Source organism: Brevundimonas sp. (assembly GCF_013912065.1).
GTDB lineage: Bacteria > Pseudomonadota > Alphaproteobacteria > Caulobacterales > Caulobacteraceae > Brevundimonas.
In genome coordinates this window covers 109286-127550 of the sequence record NZ_JACESA010000004.1, presented here as the reverse complement: position 1 = coordinate 127550, position 18265 = coordinate 109286, and the positions used below count along the sequence as shown (strand labels likewise).

Annotated in this window: 17 protein-coding genes; 11 read left to right on the top strand and 6 right to left on the bottom strand. The window is 68.5% G+C overall.

Translation table 11 applies throughout. The features are described from left to right. Window positions 1–139 precede the first annotated feature (139 nt). Window positions 140–805, top strand: coding sequence for a hypothetical protein (locus H2037_RS05025; protein ID WP_292118538.1), 666 nt, complete (start codon window positions 140–142; stop codon window positions 803–805). A gap of 293 nt (window positions 806–1098) precedes the next feature. Here the strand turns inward: H2037_RS05025 and H2037_RS05020 are convergent, their stop codons facing one another. The 3 genes from H2037_RS05020 to H2037_RS05010 are packed head-to-tail and all read right to left on the bottom strand — an operon-like array spanning window position 1099 to window position 3750. Next, a complete protein-coding gene (locus H2037_RS05020) occupies window positions 1099–1725 on the bottom strand; it encodes an LPD7 domain-containing protein (protein ID WP_292118536.1) in 627 nt (208 codons plus the stop codon). After that, window positions 1722–3575, bottom strand: coding sequence for a type IV secretory system conjugative DNA transfer family protein (locus H2037_RS05015; protein ID WP_292118533.1), 1854 nt, complete (start codon window positions 3573–3575; stop codon window positions 1722–1724). Before H2037_RS05015 ends, H2037_RS05020 begins: the two co-directional genes overlap by 4 nt. Next, window positions 3541–3750, bottom strand: coding sequence for a hypothetical protein (locus H2037_RS05010; RefSeq protein WP_292118532.1), 210 nt, complete (start codon window positions 3748–3750; stop codon window positions 3541–3543). Before H2037_RS05010 ends, H2037_RS05015 begins: the two co-directional genes overlap by 35 nt. Before the next feature lie 400 nt (window positions 3751–4150). Here H2037_RS05010 and H2037_RS05005 point away from each other — a divergent pair, with 400 nt between their 5' ends. The 9 genes from H2037_RS05005 (at window position 4151) to H2037_RS04965 (ending at window position 14974) form a co-directional block, all read left to right on the top strand. Beyond that, on the top strand, window positions 4151–5068 hold the full coding sequence (locus tag H2037_RS05005; RefSeq protein WP_292118530.1) for a hypothetical protein: 918 nt from the start codon (window positions 4151–4153) through the stop codon (window positions 5066–5068). Between the two features lie 273 nt (window positions 5069–5341). Further along, on the top strand, window positions 5342–5686 hold the full coding sequence (locus tag H2037_RS05000) for a hypothetical protein (RefSeq protein ID WP_292118528.1): 345 nt from the start codon (window positions 5342–5344) through the stop codon (window positions 5684–5686). A gap of 56 nt (window positions 5687–5742) precedes the next feature. Continuing rightward, window positions 5743–6996 carry a TolC family protein gene (locus H2037_RS04995; protein ID WP_292118526.1) on the top strand — a complete coding sequence of 418 codons (1254 nt, stop codon included), beginning with the start codon at window positions 5743–5745 and terminating at the stop codon, window positions 6994–6996. Beyond that, the gene (locus tag H2037_RS04990; RefSeq protein ID WP_292118524.1) at window positions 6996–8210 is read left to right on the top strand and encodes an efflux RND transporter periplasmic adaptor subunit; all 1215 of its coding nucleotides are present in this window, start codon (window positions 6996–6998) and stop codon (window positions 8208–8210) included. Before H2037_RS04995 ends, H2037_RS04990 begins: the two co-directional genes overlap by 1 nt. Before the next feature lie 12 nt (window positions 8211–8222). Further along, window positions 8223–11444: a CusA/CzcA family heavy metal efflux RND transporter gene (locus H2037_RS04985; RefSeq protein ID WP_292118523.1), complete on the top strand. Its 3222-nt coding sequence runs from the start codon at window positions 8223–8225 to the stop codon at window positions 11442–11444. After that, a complete protein-coding gene (locus tag H2037_RS04980; protein WP_292118522.1) occupies window positions 11441–12040 on the top strand; it encodes a cation transporter in 600 nt (199 codons plus the stop codon). Before H2037_RS04985 ends, H2037_RS04980 begins: the two co-directional genes overlap by 4 nt. After that, window positions 12037–14091, top strand: coding sequence for a heavy metal translocating P-type ATPase (locus H2037_RS04975; RefSeq protein ID WP_292118521.1), 2055 nt, complete (start codon window positions 12037–12039; stop codon window positions 14089–14091). Before H2037_RS04980 ends, H2037_RS04975 begins: the two co-directional genes overlap by 4 nt. A 28-nt stretch (window positions 14092–14119) precedes the next feature. Continuing rightward, window positions 14120–14560 carry a DUF305 domain-containing protein gene (locus H2037_RS04970; protein WP_292118518.1) on the top strand — a complete coding sequence of 147 codons (441 nt, stop codon included), beginning with the start codon at window positions 14120–14122 and terminating at the stop codon, window positions 14558–14560. A 3-nt stretch (window positions 14561–14563) separates the two neighbouring features. After that, on the top strand, window positions 14564–14974 hold the full coding sequence (locus H2037_RS04965) for a hypothetical protein (RefSeq protein WP_292118515.1): 411 nt from the start codon (window positions 14564–14566) through the stop codon (window positions 14972–14974). Here the strand turns inward: H2037_RS04965 and H2037_RS04960 are convergent. Further along, window positions 14971–15369: a MerC family mercury resistance protein gene (locus H2037_RS04960; RefSeq protein WP_292118511.1), complete on the bottom strand. Its 399-nt coding sequence runs from the start codon at window positions 15367–15369 to the stop codon at window positions 14971–14973. The genes H2037_RS04965 and H2037_RS04960 overlap by 4 nt on opposite strands. Window positions 15370–15505: 136 nt before the next feature. Between H2037_RS04960 and H2037_RS04955 the strand changes: the two genes are divergently transcribed. Then, complete coding sequence (locus H2037_RS04955; RefSeq protein ID WP_292118509.1) at window positions 15506–16840, top strand: MFS transporter; 1335 nt, start codon at window positions 15506–15508, stop codon at window positions 16838–16840. Between the two features lie 75 nt (window positions 16841–16915). Here H2037_RS04955 and H2037_RS04950 read toward each other — a convergent pair whose 3' ends face one another. Then, on the bottom strand, window positions 16916–17587 hold the full coding sequence (locus tag H2037_RS04950; protein WP_292118506.1) for a transmembrane anchor protein: 672 nt from the start codon (window positions 17585–17587) through the stop codon (window positions 16916–16918). 13 nt (window positions 17588–17600) lie between these two features. Beyond that, window positions 17601–18254, bottom strand: a complete 654-nt coding sequence (locus H2037_RS04945) for a HupE/UreJ family protein (RefSeq protein ID WP_365833210.1) — start codon at window positions 18252–18254, stop codon at window positions 17601–17603. Window positions 18255–18265 lie beyond the last annotated feature (11 nt).

Sequence of the window (18265 nt, the reverse complement as noted above, 5' to 3'; positions counted from 1 at the left end):
CGTTTGATGTCTGGCTGGGGCAAAAGCCGGGTGGCTTAGCGTGAACCCGGCACATGCGCCCCGCACGGGAGGGATGTTCGGATCCAACCGTCGTGTCGGCTTGGCTCGCAGCTGCGCGGACTCGTCCTATGTTGAGCCCATGACCGACATCCCAGCGCCACGCCCCCTTAGCGAACGGTTGGAAGAACTGAGCCAACTGGAAAGCAAGCTCATCCGCGACCTCGGCGCCGTGATGGTCCCGGGTGGCAGCTGGAAGGTCGATGAGATGATTCTGGCAAGCGTGAAGAGAAGCCTCGGATTGGCGCGCGGCTTCCGCATGATGATCGAGGATGAGAACTTCACCTGCGCCGCGCCCCTGGTGCGTCTTCAACTCGACTGTGCTCTGAGGCTTGGCGCACTTTCCATGGTCGCCGACCCCGAAGCGTTCGCCGCTGCGATGATGACGGGTGAGAAGATGGATAAGTGGAAGAGCGATAATGGTCAGCGGATGACCGACCGCTACCTCGTCAATCGCCTCAAGCCCACGATGCCTTGGGTGGAGGGCACCTACAACGACGCCTGCGAGTTTGTGCACCTTAGCAGCCGTTTCCTTCACAACAGCATAGCGCGCCTCGATGAGGAAAAGCGGATGGTCTATTATTTCATATCGGCGCAGGATCCCGCACGTGACGGCGAGGCGAAATATTATCAAGCCGTGGAAGCGTTCCGCCGCTCGTTCATTATCGCGAGCGAGTTTGGTTTGATCTACCTGCGTGATCGAAAAACCAAGCTGGAAGCCGTGGTGAGTAATCAACCTGACTGTTAAGGTTTCACGCCCGGAGCCTTCCAAAGCCGGTGCGTCAGGTCGCGGATTTGCGTCCGCATGGACACTATGTTCTCGGTGAGAGCGGTCAGCTCCACCGTCCGACGACCCAAGCTTTCCGGATCGGTCCTCCAGCGCCCCAAATTTCGACGGGTCAATCGAGGGCGACCCGGTTTCGCTTGGCGTCACTCAAGTGCGCTCAGAGCACCGTTTGTCCGCCGCCACGCATGTCCGCTAACCCCCATGGCTGACGTTGCCGGTGACCGCTTCTCGACCCGCCGTCAGCATCCGTCTCATCAGCGCTGCCGGGTTCGCTCAGCTCGCTGACGGGCGTCGCGGTTTTCGAGATCGCGGGACTTCTCCGACTCGGGGCGCACTCTTGCCCACGCCTGTTGGAGCAGGCGAGCCTGGGCGGCGGGGTCCGAGATGAGGGTGCGGACCACGACGGCGGCCATGTCCAGACGACGCTTCATCTCCTCCCGGCTGGGGGGCGTGGCGCGGCGTTCGGCGCGTTCGGTTGGCTCATTGGCGGCCTGCCGATCCCGTTCGGTCGGCTTGTAGCCCGCCACGTCGAGGCCCAGGGATCGTCCCTGCACCCAGACCTCACGGCGGAAGGCCTCGTCGCCCGAGACCTTGATGCCGGACCAGCCGCGGTGCTGGGCGATCCGCAACATGGAGGCGACGGCGTCCGGATACGCCTGCGGCGAGGACAGGGCCCGGCCATGATCGCGGAACATCGGGTCCGCCGCCTTGTGGTCGCGATAGTAGCGCTCCGGGCGACCCTGACGGTCGCGCTCGATCAGGTAGCGATCCAGCAACTGGGTCGGGACATCGCCCTTGTCGAGCGAGCGGCCGTCCGCTCGCGTCCCCGGCTTGGGCGACACACGGTTGCCCGGGGCGGGCTTTGGCCGAGCGGATGTCATGGCAGCCGCTCCCGGGACGGAGCGCCGACGGGGGCTGTGACGACGCGCTGGAGCCAGGCCTGCACCTCCGCCTCCGTCGCACCCGGCGCCGGGGGCGTCAGGCCTTCAGCCGTGAAGCGGCGGACGATGCTGTCGAAATCCATGTCGGTCTCCACCTCTGTCAGGGGCAGGGGCTCCGGCGGCGGCGGTGTGGGCGTACGGGGCGCCGTCGCCGGCGGCGGTGGCGGGGGGCGCAGTCGATCCGTGAAGCGCCGGTCGCGGTAGTAGACGAGCTTGCGGCCGCGCGTCGGCGAAAGGCCCGCCTTCAGGACGATCAGGGCCTTTTCCGACAACTGCATCAGCTCCTGCGGAAGCATGAGGGCGCGCCTCTGGTCGGAGTCCGTCAGACTGCGGCGGCCCTGGCCGAGACCGATCGGGCGGCTGCGGCTGCGAGCGCGATAGGTGTAATAGCCGAGGCGTTCGCTCAACTCCTGGGCCACCTTCAGCTCCTTTGGCGCGAAGACGATCTCGAGACCGCAGTTGGTGAGGATGTCCTCGGTGATGTCCGGTCCATACAGGGCGCGTAGCTGGGACGGGCTCTGGATGACGGGAAGCAGACGCAGGCCATAGCCGGCGACCCAGGCGAAGGCGTGGGCCAGCACCGGGGCGCGACCGAGCCGGGCGAACTCGTCCAGCAAGACCAGCGTCGGCGGCGTGTCGGCGGCCGGCAGGGTGCGGCAGTTGAGATCGACGAGTTGCTGGAACAGGAGGGCGTAGAGCGGGACGATCCGGTCCATGTTCTCGGGCGAGGCCGCCAGATAGAGCGACAGACGGCCGTTGCGGATATCGCGGAGGTCGAAGTCGCTCGCGGACGTCGCCGCGTCCACCAGGGGATTGAGCCAGAGACCCATCCGGGTGGTGATCGACTGGCGGATGGAGGCGAAGGTGTTCTCGCCCGAACTGCAGAAGTCGGTCAGGGCGGAGGCGGCGCCGGCCGGAACCGGATCGCCGATCCGGCGTCGCTCCTCCAGTAGTTTGGGGAAACGCTCGCGGGGGTCCCCTTCGGTGAGCTGACGGTAGATTTCACCGAGCGTGAATGGGAGGTCCGGCGTCGCGGCGACATAGGCGCCCACCCCGATGAAGCCGGTGCGGGCGGCTTCGGACCAGAAGGGGTCGGCATGGCTGTGCGCCGGAAACAACATGCCTGCGATGCGCTGGAGTTCATCCAGAACGACGATCGGGGCGGTGCGATCAATGTGCTGGAGCGGGTTGAAGCGCGCCGTGCGACCGTCCGCGGCGAGCGGGTTGAACAGATGCACCTGCTGTCCCGCCTCTTTTCGAAAGCCGGCCGTGGCGTCGAAATTCTCCCGCTTGATGTCGAGGACGACGACCGAACTGGGCCAGGTCAGGAGGTTCGGGATCACGACGCCCACGCCCTTGCCCGTCCGCGTCGGGGCGTAGAGCATCACATGGACAGGGCCGCCCGCGACCAGAAGGCCGTCGGCGGTCTGGCCCAGCAGGATGCCGGTCCGGTCCCGCAAATGATGACGACGCTGCTCCGCGCCGGTCGACCAGCGGGCCGCGCCATGGAGCGGTCTGCGCATACCCAGAGCGATCGCGGTCATGAGGATGAGAAGGATCAGACCCATCACGCCCGCCCCGACGCCGAGCCAGCGCCGCACCTCGGGATCGTGGCGGTAATAGTAGAACCAGGCCGGGACGCGGACGGGATCGATCTCTCCGGAGAACCGGCCCAGACCGATGAGGGCAATGAGCAGCGCGCCGGTCGTGACGAGGGCGAGCGCCGCGGTCAGACCCACCGCGACCAGGGCCGCCCTAGTTCCCGGCGCGGCGCTTGCGAAGCGGGTCATGCCACACCTCCGTCATCAGGAACCGGCCGTTGGTCTTCTTCATCTGCACCACCACATCGACCATCAGGTGCAGCATGGTGCGGATGTCGTCGCGCGGCAGGTCGCGCCCGCCCTCGGACTCGCGGACCAGAAGCGTGAGTTGCTCGAAGGCGAGGCTGGCGGAATCGGCATGCACCGTGGTGATCGATCCGGGGTGACCGGAGTTGACGTTGCGCAGGAATCTGGAGAAGACCTGTGCGAAGCTCCGTGTCCGGACCCGTATCGAGGCCGTCGCGGTCGCCGTCCGCTACGGCATCATCGATCCCGACGCGGAGTGAAGTCTCCGGCCGGGAGCGAAAAGGGGGCGGGTCTGGAACTTCTGTACGGAAGCCGGGAGTTTCAGCGATGACCGCCGCCGACGCTTTCGCGTCCCCCGGCTCTCGATCAGCGCTTATCCGTTCCGGAACCCGCCAGCTCATAGTCTAGGGGCGCTTCCCGCCCGGAGTCGATCCACTGCGGAAACGTTGCCCCGGGCGAGGCGCCGGAGGTCAGAACTGGTAGCTTGGATCGACCGGCCGCACGCCGATGGAGCCCTGATGTCCTACCCTTCCTTCACCAGCGCCGAGGAGACGGTCGACCGGTTCCTCGAAATCCTCTCAGATCACGGCGTAGACCTCGCCGGCGCGTCGCAGGACGAGGCGTTGCAGATGACGAACGTCATCCAGATGTGGCGTGATCCGCACCTGCTGCCGGCCGATCCCCGGCCGGTTCTGCGCGCGGCGATGGGGTTCGTCGATCTTGCCGGCAAGGTGGTGGGGGTCGCGGGTCACAAGGATTTCGGGGAGCTGATCCCTCATCTCAAGATGCTGGCGAAGACCACCGTGCTGCAGAATGCGGCCAGCCCGGTGACCGATGATGCCGGGAACAAGGTGATCGAGCTCTATGTCGCCGCCCTGGCCATGAGGTTCGCCGATGACGTGAAGCTGGATCATCCTTCTGCGTCAAAGGGCGATAATCCGGATGTCATGTTGACGTACCGCTCCAAACGCTGGGCCCTCGCACTGAAAACCCTGCATAGCCGCCGCCCGCGGACGATCTACGACAACATCAAGAAGGCGTCCGACCAGATCGAGGCATGCGAGGCGGACCATGGTCTGGTGGTGCTGAACGTGAAGAACCTGCTCGACTACGACGCCCTGTGGCCGGCGTCGTCGATGCCCTTCCCGGAGACCAAATTCACATCCGACTACTTCCAGCAGATCCGGGCGATCCTTGCGCCCCTCGACGAAATCCCGGCCGATGATTGGCGCGCCGCCCTGGGACCGGGCCGCAAGGCGGCTCTCCCGGTGATGTTCATCGGCCAGGCCGCCGCGTCCGCCCTTCCCACACATGGGGGCGGTCCGCGTCCCACGGCGATCAAGGGCATGATGACCTATCTGACCCCGAGCGATGATCCGGTGGGGGCGCTCAAGCTGGCGTTCTCCCTCAACGACGCCGCCCAACAATTCACCTGAGCCTGTCGGAGGTCTGACGATGAGGCTTCGTCACACGATTTAACGCCAGTCATCGAGCCTGCCAACCGCGCGCGGTCGCCGAGCGGCGGGCCGGTTTGGATGGTGGAGACCGCGTGGACGATCTTCGGCCGGGCCTGCTGCAATGCGGCGTAATCGTGCGGTTCGCCATCGCCATCCTGGTTCAGGCGAGAGCCGGAGGCCGCGCAACCGCCGCCTTCGCGCGGACTTTGTAACGCATTGCCTGTTTTCGGGATCGGAAGTAACGAGCGCGAGATGACCTGGTCGATGACGACATGGGCGAGATTGATCGTGGCGGCGACTATCGTGTTCGCCGCCTTCTTCTTCGCGCCTGCCGTCGACGCCGCCACCTGCCTGCCGGAGCCGCCCGCGGCCCATGCCATGGTGGATCACGATCAGGGCGGCGGCGATCACAGCGACAAGGGCGCCGGCCACGGCATCTGCTCGCACGGACACTGCCACCACACGACCACCGCCCGCGCCAATGGCGTGGACGCGATCGCGCCCGCCTTCGGCGAACCGCCGCTGGAGAGCGGCCGCCAGGATGATTTCCGGGCCTCCATCACGCCCGACGGGCTGAAGCGTCCCCCCAGAGTCTGACCGAAGTCCTGCGCCTTTGCGCGCCTCTTCGTCCTCAGAAAATCTGGAAATGAATCATGTCTCCCACATTTCGCAGGCGGCCGCGTTACGCGGTCGGCTGCGCCCTCGTCGCGATCGCGGCGAGCCTGGCCAGTCCCGTTTGGGCTGACCCGGCCCCGACCTATGCCCAACTTCTCGCCCAGCTCGGGCAAGCCCCGGCGACCCTCGAGGCGGGCGCCAACTACGACGCCGCCGAGGCGCGTGTCCGTCAGGCGCGCGTCCGGCCCAACCCCGTGCTCGGCTTCGATGTCGAGAACGCCTACGGCTCCGGGCCCTATTCGGGGCTGAACAACGCCGACATGACCCTGGCGATCAGCCAGGATCTCGAACTGTGGGGGCGTCGTCCGACCCGCGTCGCCGCCGCGCGTGCGGAGGCCGGCGCGGTGGGACTTCAGCGCGATCTGGCGGTGATCGACGCCGCCGGACGCCTTGCGCTCGTCTATGCCGAGGCGGAAGCCGCCCAACGGCGGGCGGCGCTCGCCGAAGAAACCCTGACCCTTACCGTCGCCGACGCCAGGGCCGCCCTGGTGCTGGTCGAGGAAGGCCGTGAGCCCCTGCTGCGCGGTATTCAAGGGGAAGCCGAAGCCGCGGCCGCCCGCGCCACACGGGACGAGGCCGTCGCCGAACGGGACGCCGCCTACGCCCGGCTGACCGCCGTCGCGATGATCCCTGCGCCTGTGACCGCGATCGATGCGAGCCTGCTGGACGAAACGCCGGCGACAGGGGGCTCGGCTATTGAGGACGCCCCTACGGTTCGCGTCGCCGAGGCCCAGCGCACGGCCGCCGAGCGCCGGGTCGATGTTCAGCGGGTTCAGGCCCGCCCGGACATCAACGCCAGCGTCGGCATTCGCCGGTTCGAGGCGGAGGACGCCACGGCCCTGACCTTCGGAATCAGCATGCCGCTCCCCTTGTTCGATCGGAACCGGGGGAACATCGACGCGGCCCAGGCTGAGTTCCGCGCTGCGGACGCCCGGCTGATGTCGGCGCGGCAGGAGGCCCAGGCCGACCGCGCCGCGGCCGTGGCCCGTCTGGCCGCTTCGGTCAGCCGGGTGAGCGCGGCCGACGCCGGCGTCACCGCCGCCGAGGAGGCCTACCGCCTGTCGCGGATCGGCTTCGAGGCCGGACGCATCTCCCAGGTGGAATTGCGCATCACCCGCACCGCCCTCGTCAACGCACGCGCCGCCGCGGTGGACGCCCGCCTGGCGCGGGTCCGCGCCGAAATCGATCTCGCGCGCCTGGACGGCCGCGCCCCCTTCCAAGGAGCCCTGTGATGCGCAAGCGCACATCGAACAAAACCCTGTTGATCGGCGGCGTCGCCGCCCTGGTGATCCTTGGCGGCGGCGGCCTCTGGTTCGCCACCCGAGGCGGCGACCCGGCATCGCCGCCCGCCGCCGAAGGCGAAGCCGGCCATACTGAAGACGAAGCCGGTCACGTCGAGGGCGAAGCCGAACATGCCGAGGAGGGCGAAGCGCCCGAGGGCCAGGTGACGCTCACCGCCGCCCAGATCCAGGCGGCGGGGATCACCGTCGTCGGGGTCGGCGGCGGCGGAGGCGGGGAGACCCGCCTGGCCGGTCGCGTGGAGCCGATGGTCGACTCGCGCGCGGCGGTGGCCGCCGCTGTCGGCGGACGGGTCGAGCGGGTGCTGGTCGCTCCAGGCCAGGCGGTGCGGGTCGGCCAGCCCCTTGTCAGTCTCGTCAGCGGCGAGGCGGCTACCTTCCGGGCCGACGCAGACGCCGCCGGGGCGTCTGCCGAGGCGGCGCGCCAGGCCTACGAGCGCAATCGCAGTCTTTCGGATCAGGGCATCGTCGCTCGCCAGGAAGTGGAAGCGTCCCGCGCCCAGTTCCTCAGCGCCGAGGCCGCCACCCGGGCCGCGCGGGCCCGTTCCGCCGCGGCCGGCTCGCCCAACGCTTCGGGCCGGCTGAGCGTCGTCAGTCCGATCTCGGGCGTGGTCAGCAATGTCCAGGTCGGTCCGGGCGGCTTCGTCGCCCAGGGCGGCGTGGTCGCCGAGGTCAGCAACCCCGCCCGCGTCGAGATGGTGTTCAATGCGCCGCCGGCGCTGGCGGCCAATATTCGCACCGGATCGGCGATGCGGGTCACCGGACCGAACGGCGAGTTCGACGCCGTCGTCACCGGGGTCGCCGCAGACGCCGGGATCGGGGAGAGCGGGGCCACCGTGATCCGCGCCCGACCTTCAGGCGCGACGCTCCCGCCGGCCGGCTCGGCCGTCACCGGCGCGGTCGTCACCGGCCAGTCGACCGGGGGCATGACCGTGCCGACCGAGGCGGTCCAGACCGTTGACGGAAACACCGTGGTCTTCGTCCAGGTCGAGGGCGGCTTCCAGGCCGTCCAGGTGCTCGCCGGCCGTCAGGCCGCCGGGCGGACCGAGATCCTGCGCGGTCTGACGGGATCCGAACGGATCGCCGCCGCCAACGCCTTCCTGCTCAAGGCCGAACTCGCCAAGGGCGAGGCCGAGCACGGTCACTAAGGGGGCGATCGCATGTTCAAAGCCATCATCGAGGCCTCCGTCCGCTTCCGCTGGTTCGTGGTGCTCGCCACGGCCCTGGTCGCGGCCTGGGGCCTGTTCCAGCTCACCAAACTGCCCATCGACGCCGTGCCGGACATCACCAACCGGCAGGTCCAGGTGACCACGGTCGCTCCGGCCCTCGCGCCCGAGCAGATCGAACGACAGGTCACCTATCCCATCGAAACCGCCATGGCGGGCATACCGGGTCTGCAGACGACCCGGTCTCTCAGCCGCAGCGGCTTCAGCCAGGTCACGGTCATCTTCACCGACCAGACCGATATCTATTTCGCCCGCCAGCAGGTCGCCGAACGGCTGGCCGGCGCGCGTGAAGCCATGCCTGAGGGGGTGGAGCCGGCCATGGCCCCCATCACCACGGGGTTGGGCGAGGTCCTGATGTGGACGGTCGATTACAAGCCGTTTAACACCGAAAACCTCGCCAGACCGGGACAGCCGGGCTGGCAGGCCGGAGGGGCCTATCTGACCCCGGACGGCGAACTGCTGACCACGCCCCAGGCCCGCGCGACCTATCTGCGCACGGTTCAGGACTGGATCATCGCCCCGCAGATGCGGACCGCCGCAGGCCTCGCCGGCGTCGACACCGTCGGCGGCTATGTGAAAGAGTATGCGGTTCGTCCCGATGCGGCCCGGCTCTCGGGCTACGGCCTCGGTCTGGGCGACCTGATCCAGGCGCTGGACCGGGCCAACACCCAGGCCGGTGCCGGCTATGTCCAGCGCTCCGGCGAGGCCCTGACGGTCCGCACCGACGCCCTGGCCCTCACCATCGAGGACCTCGCCCAGGCGCCGGTCGTCAATCGCGGCGGCCTGGTGGTCCGCGTCGCCGACGTCGCCACCGTCGAGATCGGCCAGGCGCCGCGTCTGGGCGGGGCCAGCCGGGATGGTCACGAGGCGGTGCTCGGCACGGCCCTGATGATCGCCGGCGGCAACAGCCGGACGGTCGCCCAGTCCGCCGGCGAGCGCCTCGAGGAGGTCCGGTCCACCCTGCCGCCCGGCATCGAGGCGGTCACGGTCCTGGACCGCTCGGCCCTGGTCAACAAGACCATCGCCACGGTCGCCAAGAACCTGACCGAAGGCGCCCTGCTGGTGATCGTGGTGCTGTTCCTGCTGCTCGGAAACATCCGCGCCGCATCGATCACCGCCCTGATGATCCCGATCAGCTTCCTGTTCGCGGTCATCGGCATGAACCGCTTCGGCATCAGCGGAAACCTGATGAGCCTCGGCGCCCTGGACTTCGGCCTCCTGGTCGACGGTGCGGTCGTCGTGGTCGAGAACACCCTGCTGATGCTCAGCCAGAAACGGGCCGAGGCGGGGCGGATGCTGACGCGCCGAGAACGTCTCGGCGTCGCCGCCGCGGCAGCCCGTCAGATGGTCAAGCCGGCCGCCTTCGGTCAGTTGATCATCCTTCTGGTCTTCACCCCGCTGCTGATGCTCGAGGGAGTCGAGGGCAAGACCTTCATCCCGATGGGGGCGACGGTCATGCTGGCCCTAGTCGGCGCCTTCATCTTCTCCTTCACCTTCGTGCCGGCGATGACGGCCCTGCTGGTGCGGGATCCCAAGAAGGTCGAGGTCGACGAACACGGCCACGCCCACGAACACGAGACCTTCATCCTCCGGAAGGCGCGTCGGTGGATCGAACCGGCCATCCGGGCCGCGGTCGACCGTCCGAGGATCGTTTTGGCCTCGGCGCTCGGCGCCGTCCTGATCGGCGGGATCGCCTTCACCACCCTGGGCCGGGAGTTCATTCCGACCCTGGACGAGGGCGATGTCGCCATGCAGGCGCTGCGGGTTCCGTCCGCGTCGCTGGAGCAATCCCTCGCCATGCAGATGGCGCTGGAGCGGGCCATCACGGCCCAGCCGGAAGTGGAGACCATGTTCTCCCGCACCGGCACCGCGGAAGCCGCCGTCGACCCGATGCCGCCGAACATCTCGGACAGCGTCATCGTGCTGAAGGACCGCAAGGCCTGGCCGGACCCCAACCTCGAGAAGGAAGCATTGATCGCCCGCTTCGAGGAGGTCGCCTCGCGACAGATCGGGAACAGCTTCGAGTTCAGCCAGCCGATCGAACTGCGGTTCAACGAGCTGATCTCGGGGGTGCGGACCGACCTGGCCGTCATGGTCTATGGCGATGACTTCGCCACCATGCAGCAGGTCGCCGACCAGGTCGCCAACGCCCTGCGTCAGACCGAGGGCTCGGCCGACGTCCGGGTCGAACAGGCCTCCGGCCTTCCGACCCTGACGGTGAGCGTGGACCGCTTCGCGGCGGCCAACTACGGCCTGTCGGCCGCGGACGTCTCCGAAGCGGTCTCGGCCGCCATCGGCGGCGCCGAGGCCGGGCGGATCTTCGAGGGCGACCGCCGCTTCGACGTGGTGGTCCGTCTTCCGGACGATGCGCGTAACGATCCCGCGGCCCTGGCCGCCCTTCCGATCGTGTCGTCGACCGGGGTGACCGTGCCCCTGTCCTCGGTCGCCCGCATCCAGAGCGCCGAGGGACCGAACCAGATCAGCCGCAACGACGGCAGCCGCCGCATGGTGGTCCAGGCCAACGTTCGCGGCCGCGATCTGGGGGGCTTCGTCAGCGACGCCCAGCAGCAGGTCGATCAGATCCAGCTGCCGACCGGCGTCCGCCTCGACTGGGGCGGACAGTTCGAGAATCTCAAGCGCGCCGAGCAGCGTCTGGGACTGGTCATTCCCATCGTCTTCATCCTGATCGGCGTCCTGCTGTTCATGGCCCTGGGCTCCTTCGCGGAGGCGGGACTGGTGTTCGCCTGCGTGCCTCTGGCCCTGGTCGGCGGGGCGCTGGCGCTGTTGCTCAGGGGGATGCCGTTCTCGGTGTCCGCCGCGGTGGGCTTCATCGCGGTCTCCGGCGTCGCCACCCTCAACGGGCTGGTGCTGATGCAGGCGATCCGCGACCGACTGGCCGCCGGCGCCGATCCCCGCAACGCCGCCATCGAGGGGGCGACAAGCCGTCTGCGGGCGGTGCTGACGACGGCCATGGTCGCCATCGTCGGCTTCATCCCGATGGCCCTCGCCCACGGGGCCGGCGCCGAGGTGCAGAAGCCTCTGGCCACTGTGGTCATCGGCGGCCTGCTGACGGCGACGGCCCTGACCCTTCTCGTCCTCCCGACCTTCGCGGCCAAGGCCGTGAAGCATCGCAAAGCCGAAGGGCTGGACGAGTGAGCGCGGCCCACGACACGGAGCGGAACCAGCGCCGCATCCTGCTGGCGGTGCTGGTTCTGAACGCCCTGTTGTTCGTGGGCCTGGGAGTCGGCGGCCTCGCCGCCGACTCCAGCGCGCTTCTGGCCAATGCGATCGACAACGGGTCGGACGCCGCCGTCTATCTGATCAGCTTCCTCGCCGTCGGTCGGGCGCTGATCTGGAAGACCCGCGCCGCCCGGGCGTCAGGAATTATGTTGCTGATCTTCGCCGTGCTCGTCCTGCTGGACGCCTTGCGGCGCAGCCTGATCGGAACCGAACCGGTCGGCCCGACCATGATGGTCCTCGCCGTCGTGGCCGCCGTCATCAACCTCGTCTGCCTGTTGCTCATCCGTCGCCAGCATAGCGGCGACGTCAACATGAAGGCCGCCGAGACCTTCAGCCTGAACGACTTCGCCTCCAACGGCGGCATCCTCATCGCCGGCGGCCTGGTGATGTGGCTCGATCAATCCTGGCCCGACCTGCTGGTCGGGGTGGTGGTCGCCGCCATCGCCGCCAAGGGCGGTCTCGAAATCCTGCGCGATGCGCGCGCGGCCTTTGACACCGGAGTGGTCAAATGACCCTTGAACCTGCAAGGAATGACGCCCGTGGCGTCTCCCCCGATCCCTCGCCTCCGCATCGGCACGACCACGCCGCCGAGGAGGGACACAGCTACGGCGACGGAGGTCTGCTGGGGCCGAACACCGAGCTGATCTTCGCCCTCTCCAGCGGCGCGATGCTCGCTGTGGGGTTCCTGATCGAGCGGTTCGCACCGTCGGTTCCGGGCTGGGCGCCGCTGGTCCTCTACCTGGCGGCCTATCTGTTCGGCGGCTTCTTCACGGTCGGCGAGGCGATCGAGAACCTGCGTCGCCGCCGCTTCGAGATCGACACCCTGATGCTGGTCGCCGCCGCCGGCGCTGCGGCCCTGGGCGCCTGGGCCGAAGGCGCGCTTCTCCTCTTCCTGTTCAGCCTGGGCCACGCCCTTGAGCACTATGCGCTCGGTCGCGCCAAGCGGGCGATCGAGGCGCTCGCCGCCCTGGCGCCGCGGACCGCCCATGTCCGTCGCGACGGCGAGGTCATGGAACTGCCCGTCGAGGATCTGCAGGTCGGCGACATCGTCGTCGTCCGGCCCAACGAGCGGCTACCGGCCGACGGCTTCGTCATCGCGGGAACCACCAGCGTCAATCAGGCTCCAGTCACCGGCGAAAGCATGCCGGTGGACAAGCAGGCGGTGGCGGATCGCGAGGCGGCGCGGGCGAGGCCGGCGGGTGTGGCCGCCGCTTCGGTCGTGTTCGCCGGAACGATCAACGGCGCCGGAGCCATCGAGATCGAGACCACGCGGCGGTCAGACGACACCACCCTGGCCAAGGTGGTGAGGATGGTCAGCGAGGCCGAAACCCAGAAGTCTCCGACCCAGAGGTTCACCGATCGCTTCGAACGCGTCTTCGTCCCTCTCGTCCTGGGCCTAGCCTTTGTCCTGTTGTTCGCCTGGGTCGTCGTCGATGAGCCGTTCCGCGACAGCTTCTATCGCGCCATGGCCGTCCTGGTCGCCGCCAGCCCCTGCGCCCTCGCCATCGCCACCCCCAGCGCCGTGCTGTCCGGGGTCGCACGGGCGGCCCGCGCCGGGGTGCTGATCAAGGGCGGGGCGCCGCTGGAGAACCTCGGCGCGCTGGACGCCATCGCCTTCGACAAGACCGGCACCCTCACCGAGGGGCGGCCACGTATCACCGAGGTGGTCCCGTTGGGCCGGACGACCGAGCAAGATCTGTTGCGCATCGCCATCGCTGTCGAACGTCTCAGCGATCACCCTTTGGCCGAGGCGATCGTGAGGGACGGGATCGGACGCGTGGTCGGATCCTGGGGGGCGAAAGCCGAGAACCTGCGCAGCCTCACCGGCAAGGGCGTGATAGCCGAGGTCGATGGCGAGACGGTCTGGATCGGCAAGCCGGAAATGTTCGGCGCCGACGACGTAGCGCCGCTCGGACCCGATGCCGAGATCGCGGTCGCCGGCCTGCGCAATCAGGGCCGGACCCTGATGGTGGTCCGCAAGGGCGCCCAGGATCTCGGCGTGATCGGCCTGTTGGACACGCCGCGTCCGAAGGTTCGGGAAACCCTTACGGCGCTGCGGGCTCTGGGCATCCGCCGGATGATCATGATTTCCGGCGACCATCAGAAGGCGGCCCAGGCCGTCGCCGGCCAGGTCGGCCTGACCGAGGCCTGGGGCGACCTGATGCCCGAAGACAAGGTCGAGGCGATCCGGAAACTACGCGCCGAGGCGGTGGTCGCCATGGTCGGGGATGGCGTCAATGACGCGCCGGCGATGGCGACGGCGACCGTGGGCGTAGCCATGGGCGCGGCCGGGTCGGATGTCGCCCTGGAGACGGCGGACGTCGCCCTGATGGCGGACGACCTGTCGAAACTGCCGTTCACGGTGGGGCTCGGCCGTCAGACGCGCCGCATCATCCGTCAGAACCTCTTCGTCAGCCTCGGTGTCGTCGCCTTCCTGGTCCCGGCCACCATCCTGGGTCTCGGCATAGGGCCCGCCGTGGCCCTGCACGAAGGCTCGACTCTCCTGGTCGTCTTCAACGCCCTGCGACTGCTCGCCTGGCGCGATCCCCGTCCCGCATCCTGAACCTGAACCAATCGAACTGGAGACCCTCATGAAACGTTTCGGATGGGCCAGCGTGATCGCGCTCTTCCTCCTCGTCTCGGTGTTCGCCTTCGGGATGATCTCCCGGCAGAACGCCGCACCTCCCCCGGCGGGGGCGCCGATCGACGCGCGCCCGGTGGACGCCCATGCGGGCCACGCCGACGCCGTGTCGGACAGCCCGGCCACCCGGTCCTACAAGGAGGCGAACGAGCGCATGCACCTGGCGATGGAGATTGACTACAGCGGCGACGCCGATGTCGACTTCATGCGCGGGATGATCGCCCACCATGAAGGGGCGGTGGCCATGGCTCGCATCGCGCTGGAGCATGGCGCGGACCCCGAGGTGCGCGGACTGGCCGAAGAGGTCATCCGCACCCAGGAGGCGGAGATCGTGCGCATGCGGGTCTGGCTCGCCAATCGCGCCGCTCGTCCCGCGGAACCGGCGAACTGAACCATGGGCGGCAAACGCTCACCCATTCGCAGCCAGGCGCCACGCTGGCGGCCGGGCCGCTATCGCGGTCGCGGACGCGCCAAACGCCGCGACCGTCCCCGGCCGTTCGATCCCGTCCCGGACACCCTGATCGCCGCCGGCTGCAGCCTCTTGGCGGGTCTGGTCGTCTGCGTCATCGCCGTGCCGCTCGCGGCGACGTATCGGATCCCGCTCTACGCGCCGTTCGCCGTGGTGATGCTGTTGCTGACGGCGATAACCTACCGCGTCGCGGGGCGGGACAAGGCGGGATGGGTGATGGCCGGCGCAATGGCGCTTGTCTGCGTTCTCGGCGCGACGGCGCTCTACATCGCCCGCGATGAGATCCGTTTCACCCCACGCCATCATCACCCGGCCAAGGCGGCGAGCGCGCGCTAGACCGGCTGGAGCGGCCGCGCCCGGTTCATGCGCGCGAGATTGAGCAGATGGGCGAGAACCAGGCTCACCCCGCCGGCGATCGTGGCGAAGGGCGCGCTCCCGGCGGTGGGCAGTTCCGCCGCGCCGGCGATGAGGGCGGCGATGCCGAGCCCGGCCAGCAGACGAAGGGCGGTCGGCGCCGCGACGCGCGGTCTGACGAGGGCGACCCAGGCCGCGACCGCCGCGATGGCTGCGAGGGTCCAGTGAAGCCATTCGCCACCGGCGAGCCCCGCCACGGGCAGGAGGCTGAGCACGCCCACGCTGGACAGGCAGTGGACCACGCAGGCGACGGACAGGCCAGCGCCGATGAGGTCGGCCTGGCGGGTGCGATCAAGGCTGGAGCCGGGGGAGGGCATACAAGTATGTTATCTTGTAACGCGTCGGCGCTCCAGCGAAATATCGACCCGGCCGCTCTCGACGGCTGGAAATGACGCGGAAAGCGGACCACATGTCCGGTACTCTCCCGGAGTATATGATCGAGGCGACCCCACGATGTTCTCTCCCTTGTCCAATCCGGCCTACCGCCGCCTCTTCATCGCCCAGGTCTCGGCGCTCCTGGGGACGGGCATGGCGACCGTCGCGCTCGGCCTGCTGGCGCACGATCTGGCCGGCGCCAGCGCCGGGGAAATCCTCGGGGCGGCGCTGTCGATCAAGATGGTCGCCTATATCGCCGTAGCGCCCTTCGCGAGCGCAATCGCGGCCCGACTGCCGCGCAAGACCCTGCTGGTCTCGCTGGATGTGGTCAGGGCGGGCGTGGCGATCACCCTGCCGTTCGTCGGCGCGGCCTGGCAGGTGTATGCGCTGATGGCGGTGCTCTACACGGCCTCGGCCGCCTTCACTCCGGCCTTCCAGGCGATGATCCCCGACCTGCTGGAAGACGAGGGGGAGTATACCAAGGCGCTGTCGCTCTCGCGTCTCGCGGCGGATCTGGAAAGCGTGGCGAGCCCCGTTCTGGCGGCTCTGCTGCTGGCCTTCATCAGCTACAACAATCTGTTCCTCGGCACCGCGCTCGGGTTCGCGCTCTCCGCAGCCTTCGTGATCCGGGCCGTGCTGCCACGCGCTTCGGGGGCGGCGCCTCTGCCGTTCATGCGGCGGCTGACCGGCGGCGTCCGGTTGTTCGCCCTGACCCCGAGACTGAGAGGGCTCCTGGCGGTCGGCCTCGCCACGGCGGCCGGCGGGGCCATGGTGTTCGTGAATACGGTGGTTCTCGTCCAGAGCAGCTTCGGCCTGTCGCAACAGGCGACGGCCTGGGCCTTGGCGGCGTTCGGGGGCGGGTCGATGACCGCGGCTCTGGCGCTCCCGAAGGTGCTTGAACGGGTGACCGACCGGACCGCGATGATCGCCGGCGCGGCGGTCATGACAGGAGTGCTGCTGCTGGGCGCCTTCGCGGCGACGACCTATGCGATCCTCATCGGCCTGTGGATCGTGATGGGGTTCGGCTATTCGCTGACGATCACTCCCGCGGGCCGTGCGCTGCGGCGCTCTTCGACGGGTGCGGACCGGCCCTCCCTGTTCGCCGCCCAGTTCGCCCTGTCCCATGCCTGCTGGTTGATCGCCTACCCCGTCGCGGGCCTGGTCTCCGCCGAAGCGGATCCGCGGGCGGCCTTCCTGGTTCTGGCGGCGCTCTGCGCGGTGGGCGTGGTTCTCGCCCTCGTCGTCTGGCCGAAGTACGACCCGGCCAATCTGGCCCACGCTCATGACGAGCTGGATGCGGATCATCCCCATCTGGCCGAGGGAGACCGTCCGCATTCCCGTTCGCGGTGGCACGCCCATCCCGTCGTGATCGACGATGAGCATCCGCGTTGGCCGGATCGGGACGATAAGTGATGGCGGGGCGCTGCAGGGGGGTTCCGCGCCCCGCCATCTGACCAGCCGACTGGCGGCGGCTGATCGTCAAACGGGTCAGACCACCCGCTTGATCTCGGTATAGGCGCCTTCCGTCCGGACGGTGATGGTCACCGTCTGGCCCGTGCGGTTGCGCCAGAACCAGCCGTGGCTGCCGGTGAAGGCGGCCGTCAGTTCACCCGACTGCTGCAGGTCCGTTCCCTTGCCATAGCCGTGGTAGCGAAGGCCCGGACGGTCGGCGTGGGTGTCGTAGTTCACGGCCCCGCCGTTGCTGGTCCAGGTGAAGCGGACCTTGGCGCCCTCGGCCATATCCATCTTCAGCTCGGCGCCCTGATTGGGGGCCAATTCGATCACGGTTTCGTCCGAGCGGACGCCGGCCGCTGCGGCATCCGCCGTGACGGGCTGAGCGATCGGCGCGGCTGGCGTTCCCGCCGGGGCCGGGGCCGGGGCGGCGGGCAGGGGCGGGGCGGCGGCGACGCCCGAGGTCTGACCGGCGGCGGCGTCCGCCGCAGCATCCGCTTCGGCCTCGAGGGCGAGCTGGCGTTTCAGCTGACCCATTTCGGTCAGGCCAAAGACCGAGCCGATGCGGGTCGGGTCGACGCCATATTCGGCCGGCAGCACGACGGTGACCAGAATGGCCCCGGCGACGACGGCGGCGATGCCGGTGGATTTCAGAAGCTCCGCCGTGGTCGGCAGCTGGTCGCGGGTGGGTCGGTTTGCGTTGTACATGGAGGGGCTCCGATCACATGACGAAGAAGCCGACGAGCTGGTAGCCCGTCAGAATGAAGCCGAGGCACATCACCACGGCGTTGGTCAGGTAGGCGTGCTTCCAGAAGCTGTTCGACCGGCGCCAGAAGCCCATCAGGATGAGGATGCCGCCGAGGGCCAGAAGCTGTCCGGCCTCCACCCCGATGTTGAAGGCGATCAGATTGCCGAGCAGGCCGTCAGGCGACATCTGGAAGTCCTGCAGCTTGGTCGCCAGACCGAAGCCGTGGAACAGGCCGAAGATCAGGGTCGCTGCCTTGGTGGAGGGCTGGAAGCCGAACCAGCGCTGGAAGCCGCCCATGTTGTCGAGCGCCTTGTAGACGACCGACAGACCGATGATGGCGTCCACGATGTAGCTGGACACACTGATGTCGGTCAGGACGCCCAGCAGAAGCGTGGACGAGTGGCCGATGGCGAACAGCGTCACATAGATCGAGATGTCCTTCATCTTGTAGAGGAAGAAGATCACCCCGAAGAGGAACAGCAGGTGGTCGTAGCCGGTGACCATGTGCTTGGCCCCCAGATAGACGAAGGGCCAGAACAGGAAGCCGGAGGTCTCCTGGATGTAGCCCTTGTCGCCCTCGGCGACGCCGTGGGCCAGGGCCTGGCTGAAGGCGCCGTCGAGCAGCATGAAGCCGAGCA